The 14321-nt window shown below is 54.7% G+C and carries 14 protein-coding genes; 2 read left to right on the top strand and 12 right to left on the bottom strand.

Translation table 11 applies throughout. The features are described 5' to 3' along the window. Positions 1–17 precede the first annotated feature (17 nt). Both VHE58_04385 and VHE58_04380 read left to right on the top strand, forming a co-directional pair. Complete coding sequence (locus tag VHE58_04385) at positions 18–1016, top strand: glycosyltransferase family 2 protein (protein HVS26520.1); 999 nt, start codon at positions 18–20, stop codon at positions 1014–1016. Continuing rightward, positions 989–2860, top strand: coding sequence for a glycosyltransferase (locus VHE58_04380; protein HVS26519.1), 1872 nt, complete (start codon positions 989–991; stop codon positions 2858–2860). Before VHE58_04385 ends, VHE58_04380 begins: the two co-directional genes overlap by 28 nt. A gap of 336 nt (positions 2861–3196) precedes the next feature. Here the strand turns inward: VHE58_04380 and VHE58_04375 are convergent, their stop codons facing one another. From VHE58_04375 to VHE58_04320, 12 genes are all read right to left on the bottom strand, one after another. Next, on the bottom strand, positions 3197–3640 hold the full coding sequence (locus VHE58_04375; protein ID HVS26518.1) for an NUDIX domain-containing protein: 444 nt from the start codon (positions 3638–3640) through the stop codon (positions 3197–3199). 50 nt (positions 3641–3690) lie between these two features. Continuing rightward, on the bottom strand, positions 3691–4680 hold the full coding sequence (locus VHE58_04370) for a GDP-mannose 4,6-dehydratase (GenBank protein HVS26517.1): 990 nt from the start codon (positions 4678–4680) through the stop codon (positions 3691–3693). A gap of 41 nt (positions 4681–4721) precedes the next feature. Beyond that, positions 4722–5378, bottom strand: coding sequence for a methyltransferase domain-containing protein (locus tag VHE58_04365; GenBank protein HVS26516.1), 657 nt, complete (start codon positions 5376–5378; stop codon positions 4722–4724). A gap of 11 nt (positions 5379–5389) precedes the next feature. Then, complete coding sequence (locus VHE58_04360; protein ID HVS26515.1) at positions 5390–6265, bottom strand: NAD-dependent epimerase/dehydratase family protein; 876 nt, start codon at positions 6263–6265, stop codon at positions 5390–5392. Beyond that, positions 6258–7532 carry a nucleotide sugar dehydrogenase gene (locus VHE58_04355; protein HVS26514.1) on the bottom strand — a complete coding sequence of 425 codons (1275 nt, stop codon included), beginning with the start codon at positions 7530–7532 and terminating at the stop codon, positions 6258–6260. Before VHE58_04355 ends, VHE58_04360 begins: the two co-directional genes overlap by 8 nt. A 26-nt stretch (positions 7533–7558) precedes the next feature. Beyond that, on the bottom strand, positions 7559–8488 hold the full coding sequence (locus VHE58_04350; protein ID HVS26513.1) for a Gfo/Idh/MocA family oxidoreductase: 930 nt from the start codon (positions 8486–8488) through the stop codon (positions 7559–7561). 12 nt (positions 8489–8500) lie between these two features. Further along, a complete protein-coding gene (locus tag VHE58_04345; GenBank protein HVS26512.1) occupies positions 8501–9997 on the bottom strand; it encodes a PfkB family carbohydrate kinase in 1497 nt (498 codons plus the stop codon). Positions 9998–10056: 59 nt separating this feature from the next. After that, positions 10057–11055: an NAD-dependent epimerase/dehydratase family protein gene (locus VHE58_04340; GenBank protein ID HVS26511.1), complete on the bottom strand. Its 999-nt coding sequence runs from the start codon at positions 11053–11055 to the stop codon at positions 10057–10059. Then, positions 11052–12050, bottom strand: coding sequence for an SDR family oxidoreductase (locus tag VHE58_04335; protein HVS26510.1), 999 nt, complete (start codon positions 12048–12050; stop codon positions 11052–11054). Before VHE58_04335 ends, VHE58_04340 begins: the two co-directional genes overlap by 4 nt. A gap of 34 nt (positions 12051–12084) precedes the next feature. Next, a complete protein-coding gene (locus VHE58_04330; GenBank protein ID HVS26509.1) occupies positions 12085–12858 on the bottom strand; it encodes a transaldolase in 774 nt (257 codons plus the stop codon). A 3-nt stretch (positions 12859–12861) separates the two neighbouring features. Beyond that, entirely contained in the window at positions 12862–13413 is a 552-nt protein-coding gene (locus tag VHE58_04325; GenBank protein HVS26508.1) for an HAD family hydrolase, read from the bottom strand. Positions 13414–13554: 141 nt separating this feature from the next. Next, positions 13555–14319 (bottom strand): ABC transporter ATP-binding protein, encoded by a 765-nt coding sequence (locus tag VHE58_04320; GenBank protein HVS26507.1) that lies wholly within the window; start codon positions 14317–14319, stop codon positions 13555–13557. Between the last annotated feature and the right edge of the window lie 2 nt (positions 14320–14321).

The following is a 14321-nucleotide window of genomic DNA, read 5'->3' as shown; positions in this document are numbered from 1 at the left end:
TTTGGAAATCTGTGTGAATGATGACTGTAACTGTCATTGTCGTTAACTGGAACAGCGGAGCGCTTCTGGGCGACTGCTTGAGACACCTTGAGCGGCAGACTGTCCAGCCTGCGCGTGTGCTGGTGGTGGATAACGCCAGTTCTGATGACTCCGCCACCAGCGCTGAGGCATTCGCAAATGTCACCGTGCATAGAATGAAGGGCAACTTTGGTTTTGCGGCGGGCAACAACCGCGGCCTCGCCGAATGCGCTACTGAGTTTGTGGCTTTGCTCAACCCCGATGCTTTTCCGGAGCCAGACTGGCTTGAGTGTTTACTTGCAGCCGCTAGTGCGTACCCGGATGTGGCTGCATTTGGCTCCCGTCAGTTGTGCCAAGGCAATTCTGAAGTTTTGGATGGGATCGGTGACAGCTACCATATAAGCGGGTTGGTTTGGCGAGAGCGGCATGGTGCGCGGCAACAGGCGGAAGACCTGGCCCCGCAGGAGATATTTTCCCCCTGTGCGGCAGCCGCCCTGTATCGGCGGCAGGCTCTGGTGGACGTAGGCGGGTTTGATGAGGACTTCTTCTGTTATGTGGAGGATGTGGATTTGGGTTTTCGTCTACGCTTGGCGGGGCACAAAGCCATGTATGTGCCGGATGCGGTGGTTCATCATGTGGGTTCGGCAACCACCGGCGGGCAGCACAGCGATTTTCCCGTTTATCACGGACACCGCAATCTGGTGTGGACCTTCGTAAAGAACATGCCGGGAGCCTTGTTTTGGCTGCTGTTGCCGCTGCACTTGGTGCTCAATCTGGTCTCTGTTGTGTGGCTTTCACTGCGAGGACAGGGGGGCGTAATTCTGCGTGCCAAGTGGGATGCTATCAAAGGTCTGCCTCGCATGTGGGCGAAACGCAAAAAGATTCAGGCTGCGCGTGTTGCATCGGTTCGGGATATTTGGCGGGTGCTGGATAAGCGCATGATTCCTGGCAGGCACGACCGCCAGGCGAGATGGAAACCCCGATGGTTAATGAGGTAGATACGCGATCTAGCAAGCCGCCGGTCTCAGTCGTGGTCGTGAACTACAACGCCGGACTACTCCTGACAGAGTGCGTCCGTGCAGCCCTGCCCCAGGTGAGTGAAGTCCTGGTCGTCGACAATGCTTCAAGCGATCCGAGTGTCGAGGGCTGCGCGCGTCAGTTTGCTGATGAACCTAAGCTCAAGATCATTCGCAATGATGCCAATCTTGGCTTTGCGGCCGCCTGCAATATCGGCTTTTCCCAGGCCAAGGACGACTTCGTGCTGTTTCTGAACCCCGACTGCTGCCTGGATGGGGCGGCGGTTTCCGAGTTGTTGCGGGCTTTGCAAGCGGACGCGGCGGTGGGAATGGTGGGCGGGTTGCTGGTCAATCCCGACGGTTCCGAGCAGGGCGGCGGGCGCCGTGCGGTGCCCACACCCTGGCGTTCTTTTGTGCGGGCTTTTGGGTTGAGCCGCTTCGCCAGGCGCTGGCCGAAGTTGTTTTTTGATTTCCATCTGCACAAGCAGCCCTTGCCGGATCGGCCCATCGAGGTGGAGGCGATTTCCGGTGCCTGCATGTTGGTCAAGCGCGAAGCGGTCGCTGATGTGGGCTTGTGGGACGAAGGCTATTTCATGCACTGCGAGGACTTGGACTGGTGCATGCGCTTTCGCCAGAAGGGTTGGAGGATTCTTTTTGTCCCCGATGCGAAAGTGGTGCATTACAAGGGAACAAGCAGCAAGGCGCGGCCGATTTTTGTGGAGTGGCATAAGCATAAAGGGATGATGCGGTTCTACCTTAAATTCTTCCGCCATCAATACCCCGGCGTATTGATGTGGCTGGTGGGGGCTGGGGTGTGGCTGCGATTTGGGGCGATGGCCATCTATTACAGCCTGCGCCACGTCGGGCGGGTTCGGCCTTGGGCGCAGATGAGCGGCCCGTTCGAATCGGAGGGCGCGTCCGCACAACGTTCGGACGTTTTGCCGCCCCCAGTGATTGTCACCGGCGCCACGAGCCAGATCGGGACGTTCCTCATCCCGCACCTGGTCCGGGGCGGTTTCATGGTTCACGCCGTCACCCGTAGACACGTCGAAGGGCAAACCGTACCTGAGGGGAACGTGATCTGGCACAAGCTGGACATCGTCCGCGAGCCCCGGTCGTTGAACGTCCCGGGCGCTGCCACCCTGATCCACCTCGCGCCTTTGCCAACCGTGCGCGGCTTGATCGATACCTTGGCCGCGCAGGGCTTGAGGCGCCTTGTCGCGTTCAGCTCGACGAGCCGGTTCACCAAGTTGCGCTCGGGAGCCCCCGAAGAGCGGGCGTGGGCGAACGACCTCGCTCAGGCGGAAGAGTCCGTTGTGGAGAGCTGCGCGTTGCACGGCATCAAGTGGACGCTGTTCCGCCCCACGCTGATTTACGGCGCCGGCCTGGACAAGAACGTAACGACAATCGCGAAATTCATACATCGTTTCGGTTTTTTCCCGATAGTCGGTGAGGGAAATGGACTGCGCCAACCGGTACATGCCGATGATTTGGCCACGGCATGTGTGACGGTATTAGAGTGCCCTGCGGCTTATAACCGGGCCTACGATTTAAGCGGAGGCGAGACGCTTACCTATCGTAAAATGGTGGAAGCCATTTTTAGGGCATTGGGCAAGAAACCTCGTATCGTTAGAATTCCTTTACAGGCATTTGCTTTATTGGTGAAAGGAGCTTCCCTGGTTCCTGCATATAAGCATATCAATTTAGAGATGGTCAATCGCATCAATCTCGATCTTGCTTTCGATCATCTTGCCGCCAAGCAGGACTTTGGCTATTCTCCCCGGAAATTTGAATTCTCTGAGAGGTGCTGGATTCTCCGAGGTTAATTCAAATCATCAAGGAAACCCGGCCCGACTTCGTCATTCCTTGGCGGCACAAAGTATGTGCCTGAGTCGATGTGAACCCTGTTTTAGCAGCAGTGCGATCTAGAGCCCATCGCTGCAAACTGTAACCGATTCCTTTTCGATTAGGTGTGCGAGCGAACCCAGTCGCGCTGCCTTCGATTACGAGATGAGATAAAGCGCCACACCAAGCTCATTGTGGACACGCGCAGCGTTTATCTCAGACCCGCGAAAACTTGGTAAAGGCCTAGCGCATGATTCATTTACCGCCACCCATCACCGGTCTAAGTGACATTTATCCTTTGACGGCGGTGTGCCAAACTACCCTGACTGAAATCGTGATCTGCTCGCATGCAGCCAGATTGCATAGGCGTCGTAAGGGGTCATACGTTGTTGAGTAAGGATTTCCCTGGCCGTGAAAGCCCTTACTAGCACCCCTTCATGCAAGACAAAGCGTGAGAAGCTTTCCAGCGAAACAAATAACTCATAATAAATGCGGAACACCTTTCCCTGACCAAGCGTGGTCAGGTCAAAATCAAAGCGAATAAATTCGTTCGCTTCATTGATCTCAAATTCCAATTCCTCGCGCAATTCGCGTCGTAATGCCTGGAGGGGATTCTCTACATCATCAACCGCACCTCCGAAGCAACCCCAATGATCTGGATAAAAAATGTCAGGGACCGCATCCCTCAATTGCATAACGTAGCGCCCGTCTTCCATTATGATAATTCCGGCTACAGCATCGGACGCCCGAAGTCTGCCCATTGCAGACAAGAAAACATCCTTATCCATTCATACCTTGAAAAACGTACGCATTATGCTCGAAGAATGTAATCCATCGGCCAGTCGCGCAATTGGTCAAGATATTTACGGCCCCAAGCAACCATCTCGGCGAGCCCTTCTTGCCAGCCTATCCGGGGCTCCCAGCCGACATCCCGTTTGATTGCGCTCGAATCAAGCCAGTAACGAGAATCCTGCCCAAGCCGGTCACCCGTCAGTTCACACAGCTGTTCAAAAGGCATACCCAGCGCTTCGGCAGTCAACTCGACTACCCGGCGAATTGAAGTCGGCTCCTTGGGGCCTGCGTTGTAAACCGGTCCGAGTGGCGCTTTCTCGGCAACAAGATGAATTGCCCGGGCGAGATCACGAGCATGAATGTAGGATTTCTCCGCGCGCCCGCCGCCATGCAGCGGAAGCTTTCTGCCGGTAAGCCCGCACACGATGGCCTTGGGGATTACGCGATGCAAAAGCTGGCCGGGGCAATAAGCATTTGACGGCCGAATGATGTTCATCGGAAATTTGAGAACCTTGTGAATAGACATCAAATGCATATCAAAAGCAGCCTTGGAAGCGGCATAGGGACTGGTCGGCTGGATTGGAGTGGTTTCCTTGGCAGCGAAATCGACCGAGCCGTAGAGTTCCGAAGTACCGATCTGGATGAAGCGCTCTAAATAGTCACGCGCCATCAACTCCTCGGTAAGCCGCGCAAGCGCCATGGAGTTGGTCTCAAAAAACCGCCAGGATTTCTTCCAAGAAACCGCTCCTTCACCCTGCGCGGCGAAGTTAACGATGACCTCCGGCTTTTCTTTGTCCAATACTTCCATTAACGAATCCAGCTCATAGGTGACGTGATAAGCGTGGTACCGGTAGAGAGGATGTTTGTCGATATTGAGTGAAAACGGCTCGGGCCTGAGCGGATTACGCCCGATACCGATAACTTTCTTTGGGTTGGCGTTGTTTAGGAGATAAAAAGCGGCGTGAATGCCAAATGAGCCGCCCCCTCCCAGAATCACATAGGTTTTCATAAATTTTTCAGGCTTCTTTGCTTTAACGTAATTTTAAACAGTTACTCAAGTATCGTCCAATACCAGTCACCCGTATAACCGGCTTCCTTGAACAATTTAAGCCAGCCCGCAGGGTAATCATGAAACTTGGCGGTGAGCACCCAGCTCAGGAACAAATCCCTCTGTTCGGGAGTGCGGTAGGAATCAACTTGAATGAAGCCGCGACCGGGAGCGAGGCGTTCAACTTCACGTACTGCACGAACCGCGTCAGCGCGCTCGAAATTATGAATGGTGTTGATTGAGATGACGGCGCTGAAACTGTTATCCGGGAAAGGCAATTTGTCCGCGCTGCCCAGGTGCAGCCGGCCGACCACTTTTGGTTCGCAGTGCATCAGCGCATATTCGGAAATGTCGAGGCCGAACGCTTCAAGCCCCGGACATACTTGCATCAAATCCCTGACCAGAAAACCCTTGGCACAACCCACATCCAGCACCCGGTCGCCCGGCTTGAGCTTGAAATGGTGCACGAAATCTTCGGCGATCGGTATCCAGCGGCCGTCATAACGGTAGCCGCCATAACCCACTTCGCGCGGTCCGTCAAAATAGGCTTCACCGTATTGCCGTGCGATCGCAATATTCTCCGGCGTTTGCGCCTCAGTGCGCTTCTGAATGTTGCGCTCGGTCTTGGGTAACCGCGCCAGCAAATTTACTTCAGCCATGAATCCTCTTTTTATGCAGCCTGTTTTGCCAGGAATAGCCCCTTGCTGAGAGGGGTGTAATGAAAATCAGGAAATGCCTTTAGGCAATCGGTGATGTCAAAGAACCGATGTGTCAAGTGCGGGCGCGGACCCTGGCGAGGCGTACTTTTGACTGGAACCATATTGGAAAATAAAGCGGCTGTCATGTGCGCGATGTCATGAAACGATGTCGATACACCGGTTGCCACATTCAGAACTCCCGCACTGCGGTGTGCAAGCACCAGCGCGACAAGGGCGGCAACGTCTTCGATTGCAACATGGTCGCGCCTTTCTTCGCCTTCGCCAAACAACGTAATCGGCTCCCCCTTGGCGGCCTGGCGGCGGAAGCGGTTGGGACCATAGCCGTTATGCGGGTCTGCTGCGCCGTAAATCAGGGTAGGGCGCAATGCCGCGAAGGGCGCATGAGTTGATGACTTGAGCATCAACTCGCGCGCCGCATGCATCATGCCATGAAGAGTTGATGGCGCGCAGTATGATCGCTCGTTCACCGGGTTGGCGTCATCCGCGTAAACCGCATCCGAGCTGATATAGACGAGATGCGCAACGGTTGCGGCGGCCAGCACCTCGCATACCGCTTCCGCCATTTTCAGATTCTGCATGAGATCGGGAATGGTCTTGGCAGGAGCAACCGCCGAGACCATAACCACGCTGTCGGTCGGCTGCAATAATTCCCTTAATCTCGCAGCGGCATCGTCTGCCAGCAAATCCATTTCTTTGCGGGTAAGCGCAAGCGTGTTCACGCCCTCGGCAGTAAGTTTCTTCCTGATTGCTCCTCCGACAAAACCGCCGGCGCCGATGACGACGACGCGGCTCGGCTTGACGGGATTTGGATTTAAGTGTTCAAGCACGAGCTGCCTTGTGCTTTTCGGCGCGCAGCGCAGGCATGCCGAGAGTGAAATAGTCGAGGCCGGCCGAAACCACGGCATTCCCGTCGAGGACGCGATAAGGATCAATAACCGCCCGGCCTGCCATCACCTGCGCGAGATCGGCGGGCTTAAGATCGCGGAAGACAGGCCAAGGCGTCATGATGATAAGCGCATCGACGCCTTGTGCCGCCTTAAGCGCCGAAGCGCAGCCTGTGGCGGCGGGATGGTTTGCCGAGGTAGACGGAACCGCCGGATCGTAAACCCTGAGTGTGCAGCGCTGCAGATGCTTGATCAGCGCCAGCGAGGGAGAATTCTTGATGGAGTGCGTGTTTTCTTTGTAAGCAAGTCCGAGCACGCCCAGTACGGCGCGCGGCTTTACTGCGAGCACCTCGCCGTGAAGCGTGCGTAGCACCCAATCGCGCCGATGCCGGCTGTTGCGCACGAAGGCTTCAATAATGCCCGCGTCACTGCCGGTTGCCTGAGCAAGGCGCAGCACTGTGGCCAGATCCCGTTCCAGATTTCCGCCGGCCAGCCCAAGACCCGGGTTGAGATACGAATGTGCGCCAATGCGCCTATCAAGCTTCAAGGCGGGCGCGATTTCACTCCAGTCGGCGCCTATCCGCTCGCTGAGTTCCGCAAGCGTGTTGGCCACGCTGATTGAAGCCACAAGACAGCAGTTGATGGCGATTTTGGCCAGCTCGGCGCTCTCAAAGCGCATCGGCAGGATGGGGCATTCGAATGCCGACAAAAATTGCCGGTAGCTTTCAGGCAGCGGCCGCTGCGGAGCCGCACAGCCGACAATAATGCGCTCGGGACGCACGGCACGTTCCACTGCATTCCCGAATATCAGTGTTTCAGCCTGGTAATAAAGGCGTTCTGGCGGCAGCGGAAGGCTTCGGGTAAATCCCGGCGGTACTTGGCACAGGATTACCAGAATCGCTTTGCTGTTTAGGCCGATGGCAGCAGCGTCAATCAGCGCCCGGATACCGGTGAGATCGCTCTCTCCCTGATCATCGGTAGGCACATCAGCGGCAATGTAGATGACATCGCAACGTTTGAGATCGCCGCTGTCTGATGTAAATCTGATGCGCTCCCGGTTTTTCTCCAGCAACTGTGGTAAACCAGGCTCCATCACCGGCAGTGCTCCTGAGCTCAGCCTTGCAATGACGGCGGGATCGGCATCGAAGCAAAGCGTTTCGAATCCTTTCTCCGCCGCCGCAGCGGCCGAGTTGAGTCCGAGGTGGGTCATCCCTGCATATCCGATGACAAACATGCTCACGCTCTGATCTTTCGCAAGGCATCCTCGCCCAATCTGCGCAACAGCCGCTGCAACCACAAATCATTGGACAGGTCGGTGCTGGGACTCTTGCAAAGCGCCTTGAAATGGGCATACTCGGCGGCCCAGGTTGGATCGTCTTCGACCAGGGTGACTACGTCTTCGGGAGGACGGCCGGAAGGCAGTATCCGGGTACGCTTGGTAAATATGCTGGGGCCCCATTTGCACAGCGAGCGAATGTGGGCCGTGCCTTTTTCGGCGAGCACATCGCAGGTGAAATCATTACGCCAGGATAGAAGCGTAATTTCAAACTCAAGTTTGGGTTTGGTCGTATCCGAGGCGAACACTACGTGATCCGGCGCCCGGTTCTCAAAACAATTGGCGGAAACGATGTGAAAATCATCTTCCAGCTCGCCAAACCAGAATCTTGCGGTATCCAAGAGATGTGACCCCAGGTCCGGCAGCACTCCCGCGCCTTGATCGCGCCACGCCGAATCGCGCACCAGCCTGGCAGTGCCATTGCCGTAAAACATCCTGCAGCGATAAATTTTTCCCAGCTCGCCGGATTTAACCAAGTCGCGCATGCGCATGTAATGCGGCTCGAAGCGGTGGTTATATGCGGTGTAGCATACAACCTTCCTGGAGTCTGCGAGCCGGTTGAGCTGCATGATCTTGTCACCGTCATCAGCCCACAACGGCTTTTCCACCAACACGTGTTTGCCGTTGTTCAGGAGGTAAGTGAGCACATCCACTTTGGGTTTATCGGATATGCACACCAGCGCCGCATCATAACTTGAAAGCGGGACTTCCTCGACCGCGCGGTATTGGGCTTCGGTATTGACCGGGTCGACGGCAGCGACAAAATCGCTTCCGGCGAAGTGCCGGCGTTTATTACCCTGGACACCGAGGCCGACTACGAGAGATCGCATAAAACTGATGACCTAGCGGTAATTGGCCTGCCGTTCAACATCGTCAATCTTTTTATGCACGTCTCCAGGCGTAATTGGAACATTCCCGTCGCGTTCACATTCACATGCCGCCGCCATCGAGCCAATTATGGTGGCAACTGTGTCCGACTTCGTGACAAGCATGGCTAAAGTAGCATAAGCGAGGAGCGCATCTCCGGCACCGACCGCGTCTACCAACCGATCGACAAAACTATCCACCACCGCGAAGGAATCAAGGAATTCATGGTTTTTACTGCGGCAGGTGAGCACGCCGCGTTCACCGAGTTTTAGGATAAGCGTCTTGCAATTTGCGGAATCGTACAGAGCGGAAGCCAGGGGACGAATGCCGGAATCCTGGTCAGCCAATGCGAAACGGGCTTCCCGCTCATTGGGCGTAATGAGATCGAAATTTTTGAACTCGGTTATGTTGCCCCAACGGCTGGCAACCTGGCTGTCCGCTACTTTGTATGCTTTTGGTGGAATGGCTTTGACCAGCCGCGGAATAGTGCGGCGATTGAAGATGCCGTGGCGAAAATCACTGAACACCACGGCATCACAGGATGTTCCTTTGACAGTCTTGGCCAGTTTATCAAGTATCTCGTCAGAAATAGTGCGGTTATCCAGCGTATCAATTTTAAGCAGCCTGTAGCCGCCCGCTACGATGGCATTCTTGTTGGTAGTGGGCCGGGTAGAGTCAATAACCGGACGGCATTCGACACCGGACTTCTTGAGCCCGTTCAGCACGAAGTCTTTCAACGCATCATCGCCCAGAACCGTGGAAAACACCACTTGCGCACCCGCAGCCCGCAAATGCTCTGCCACTACAGCAGCTCCACCGATGTAATCATCACGTCTTTCATAAAGCACGCTCATGGTGGGAGTTTTGGCTTGACCGCCAATCATCGCGGTCTGGGTGTAGCTATCAACGATGGTGTCCCCCACCACATGAACTTTTTTCCCCTTGAGTTTATCGAGGCTTCCCCGCAGTGAGCCGAACGTGAGCTTGTGCCTATGCATCAAAGTGAGCAGCGTCTCCAGCCTGATACTGGGCGGCGCCAGGTCAATAAGCTTGGTGGAGGAATAGACAATGTCGCCTGGAGTAAAAATAATTTTGCCGCCATAGGACTCCAGCACTTCCTTCTCTTCATGCGTTTTCGGCGTGGTATTGTCAGCGGTATACTCGTAGCCCTTGGCAAAAAAATCCGGCTGAAGCCTTGAAATATTCTTTAGCGGGGTGGCTTCCGAATCTATGATCACGTAATCGACGATTTCGAAAGCAGCCAAGTTAAGCGCACGGAGATCTTGCGGTATGTGCGGCCGGTATTGTCCCTTGCTGATATGCGCGTCCGCCGTGATGCTGGCTATCAGGATATCGGCTTTACTCTTGGCGTAAAGAAGATGCCGCAGGTGCCCTGGATGCACCACATCGAACACGCCGTGGCACATGATTACCTTTTTCTTCCGCGGGCGCGGTCCGATGATTTTGCGCAACTCCTCAACGGATTTGATCTTGTGGCGGTATTTCTTGGTAAGCGATGCGAGCACGGGTATCAGCTGTTGCCAAGATATTGAAACCAGGTTTTCGTCGCCTCGGCGATGGATTGCGGATCCCATAACGGTGCATCGCGCCATGCTTCGATGTCCCTAGCCATACGCGCCACGCCTTCTTCGAAAGACACCCGCGGCCGCCATCCCAAATCGCGCGTAATCTTCGTAATATCGGCCCAGGTGCAATCGGGCTCGCCAGGCCGCTTTGGAATATGGATTCTTTCACCGCCTAAAAGATCAACCAGGTGATTTACTGACTGCGGATTGCCGGCCCCGAGATTCCAGATCTCGCCGGTCTTGTCTGTTTCGGCGGCAAGCCGAAATGCCTCCGCCACGTCGGTCGCATAAAGAAAGTCGCGTTTCTGCGTGCCGTCGCCGGCTACCGTGAACGGCTTGCCCTCCAGTTTTTGCTTGAAGAAGACGCCGAACACCGCGCCGTAGGCGCCGGTAGTCCGTACCCTTGTCCCGTAAGCATTAAAGATGCGAATCGAATTTACCGGCAGGCCATACACCTTGCGCCAATGAAAACACGCCTGTTCCCCCATGTATTTACTCAGCGCGTAGGGGTATCGCGGCGCGATGGGATGATCCTCGCGTGTCGGCGTAGCGGCAAGACCGTAACAGGACGAAGATGCCGCATAAACCAGCTTTTGCACTTTCATGTGACGGGCACACTCCAGCACATGGGCCGTGCCCTGGACGTTTGCGGACATATATTCAAGAGGGTGTTCGATGGAGGGAACAATATCGCCGATCCCCGCAAAGTGGAACACGTAGCGCGCCTGTGCAAACAACTTGTGGCCTGGATGCAGGTCGCGAATGTCAGCACGTTCAAACGAAAAATCCGGACTGCCTGCAAGATGGGCGATATTGCTCTCGCGGCCGCTCACCAAATTATCTATTGTTCTCACCCGGTAGCCATGGTCCAGGAGATTGTCAACCATGTGACTGCCAATAAATCCCGCCCCCCCGGTGACAATGGCAATGGCTTTTTCGGTCATGCCGCCTTGAGCACTTTCATGCGCTTGACATTGAAGTAAAGGTCATCAGTCATGCTGTTGGGCAGTTTGCCGGCCTTGAAAGCCTTACACATATCACGTACAGCGTCTTCGATGCTGTATTTCGGCCTGAAGCCAAGCACGCGGGCGATCTTGTCCGAATTAATGTGGTAGGAGCGGATATCATCGGTAGGCGTGGTCACAATTTCAATTTCGCCCTTATCCGGAAATTCTTCCTTAACCACACGGCGGACAATCTTGGCGATGTCCATGATGCTCTGGTTCTGATAGCCGGCGTTGAAGGTCTGGCCGGAAATCTTCTCATCAGGCGCGCTGAGCAACAACTGGTAAAGGTCGCACATGTCCTGGATGTGCAGGTTGGGACGCAGCTGGCTGCCGCCGAAAACGGTGATCTTGCCGTTATTAATAGCATGGTTGGTCAGAATATTGACCGAAAGGTCAAGGCGCATGCGCGGGCTGTAGCCACAGATGGTGGCCGGACGGATGGTGACACAGGTGAAACCGGGCCCCTGGTGCTTCCACAGCAACGGTTCGCACATGCCTTTGTATTTATTGTAATGAGTCAAGGGCACCAGCGGGTGGTCTTCGGTGACCTCCGGCTTATCGGAGACACCGTAAACGGAACTAGAGGAACAGTACACAAATCGTTTCACGCCCGCTTTTTTGGCAGCGATCACCATCGGTTCAAAAGCATCCAGGTTAACGCTGGTACTGAGTTTTTCATCCAGTTCAAAGCTGGCATCATTGGAAATGCAGGCAAGGTTCAACACCGCCTCGATTCCTGCAAAGGCCTTGGCAAGCTTGGCCGTATCGCGGATATCCCCTTCGACAAGCCGGAGATTGGGGTGGCCCATCGGCAGATGGTTGCCGAAATACATCATGTCATAGAGGGTAACGTTATAACCCGCTTTGAGAAGCTGCGGCGTGAGCACGCTGCCAACGTAGCCCGCACCTCCGGTAATGAGGACTTTTTTCATCTTGGTTTATCCGGGATTGATTAAGGAATCGTATTCAAACAACTGCGCGTTTGGGCGGCTTGGCGGCCTTTTCAGTATTAATCGAATACCCTGCGGCGACTGCATCACGATGAAACATCTGGACCGTGTCGAGCGAATAGTCTTCGAGCTTCTTCCCCACGAGCGGCAACTTCGCAAGGATGTCGTTGGTAACGGTAATAATGTGGCAGCCAATGGCGTCCGCATGGAAAATGTTAAGCAATTCGCGCGGGCTGGCCCAGATGAGCTCAGCCTTCGGTTTGGATTTCAGAATCTTCACTGCCTCGGCCATCAGCGGCAAAGGGTCGACGCCGGTATCGGCGATGCGGCCCGCGAATACCGAAACGATTGCCGGAGTGCCTGGCGCAAGACACCCGGTCACTTGGCGGACTTGTTCAAGCGTTGTTATCGCCGTTACGTTGACCGCAACCCCGGCTGCTGAAAGTTCGCGGATAAGAGCCCCGGAAAACTCGCGTTTGGTATTGGTAACGGGAATCTTGACGTTGACATTCCTGCCCCAGGATGCAATCACCTTCGCCTGGCGCTCCATTTCGTCAAAATCATCGGCAAACACCTCGAGCGAGACCGGCCGATCCGGAATCGCCGCAAGAACCTTTCGCGCAAAATCTTCATAGTCAGTGATTCCCGCTTTGCGCATCAATGTCGGATTAGTAGTAAATCCCTTGATGAGCGGGTTGGCATACATTTTCATGATTCCATCAAAATCCGCACCGTCGGCGAAGATCTTGACATGCAGCTTATTTATCAGGCTCATCTTCCAAGTCTCCACGCATCATTTTCGGGAAAGGATTAATCGAACTGCGGCAGGAAGTGAATTAATCATTCTATCCGGCTTGGGACACTTGCCTTCCCTGTAACCTCGATTTATAAAAATAGTATAACAACCCGCGCTTTGCCCGGCAACAACATCGCTACAACGGTCGCCCACCATGTAGCTGTTGGTAAGATCTATTTTCCATTGTCTTGCGGCTTCCAAAAGCATCCCGGGTTTAGGCTTACGGCACCCGCAACCCTCATCCTGGCGGTGCGGGCAAACCTTGATATCGTCCACCTGCAGGCGCTCTTTGAGACGTTGGTGCATGGCTTCGACTGTAACACCGTTTATGAGCCCATTACCGATGTCAGGTTGGTTGGTAACAACGATGACCAGAAAATTGGCGCGCTTGAGCGCCTGCACGGCATTCTTCACTCCTGGCAACAGCCGAAAATCTTCAATCCGGCGCGGCGCATAGGGCTTCCCTCTGCGCACTTCGCAGCGGTTGACCACCCCATCACGGTCGAGGAAAACAGCCCGAGGTGTTTTGACAATATTTCTTGAGCTCACGCTTTTAGAATGACGTTACAAACAACCTCTGGATACGATCTGCCGGCTATTGTTGAGGTTGAGGTTAATGCTTCCCGCTGAAAGCAATTCGTGAATTACATCTTGTCTGCGAGCAGACGTCCGGTGTATTAAACTTATCCATCAAGAGGCGACTGAAGCGGCGCTCGTCCGACGGTATTCCTTCAGGACGTCGCTAACCGTTCCGGCCATGACGATTTGTCCCTGGTCCATGAGAATTGCCTTATTGCACATGGATTCAATGAGCGTTTCAGTGTGTGAGGCAAGGACAAGAATGCTCGATCGACTGACCAGCGCATCGATACGTTTATTGGCGTGCTCAACGAAACGGGCGTCGCCAGCTCCAAGCCCTTCGTCCAGCAGCAGTATCTCGGGATCGATCGCGGTAGCGATGGCAAAGCCGAGGCGCATCAGCATTCCGCTGGAATAGGTCCGGACCGGGAACGAGAGGTATTGGCCCAGCTCGGTGAACTGCTCAATATTCGGTGTTTTCTGCCGAATTTCTTTTCTTGTCATGCCAAGAAAGAGTCCACAGGTCAGCATATTCTCATAACCGGTGTCTTCTAGATTCAGCCCTGGGCTCGTGTTAAATAAGGGCGACACCCGGCCATTAATAATCGCACGTCCGGCAATAGGCTCGTAAACGCCGGCAATTACGCGAAGAAGCGTTGACTTGCCCGCGCCATTGTGTCCGATAAGCGCAACCCGATCCCCGTGTTCAATGACAAGCGAAATACTGTTCAGCGAGCGCACACTCACGCGCTCGCTGCGCTTGCCTTCCCGGCGGATCAATCCGCCGGCTCGCGACAATAGCGTAGTGCGAAAACTCTGCAGGTGACCGTAAATCAGAAAGTCAACCGTGACATTCTCAAGAATAATTGATGCCAAAA

It is taken from the genome of Burkholderiales bacterium, from assembly GCA_035543335.1.
In the GTDB taxonomy this organism is placed as follows: domain Bacteria; phylum Pseudomonadota; class Gammaproteobacteria; order Burkholderiales; family JAHFRG01; genus JAHFRG01.
The sequence above is the reverse complement of the archived record's forward strand: the minus strand, read 5'-3'. Positions and strand labels throughout refer to the sequence as shown.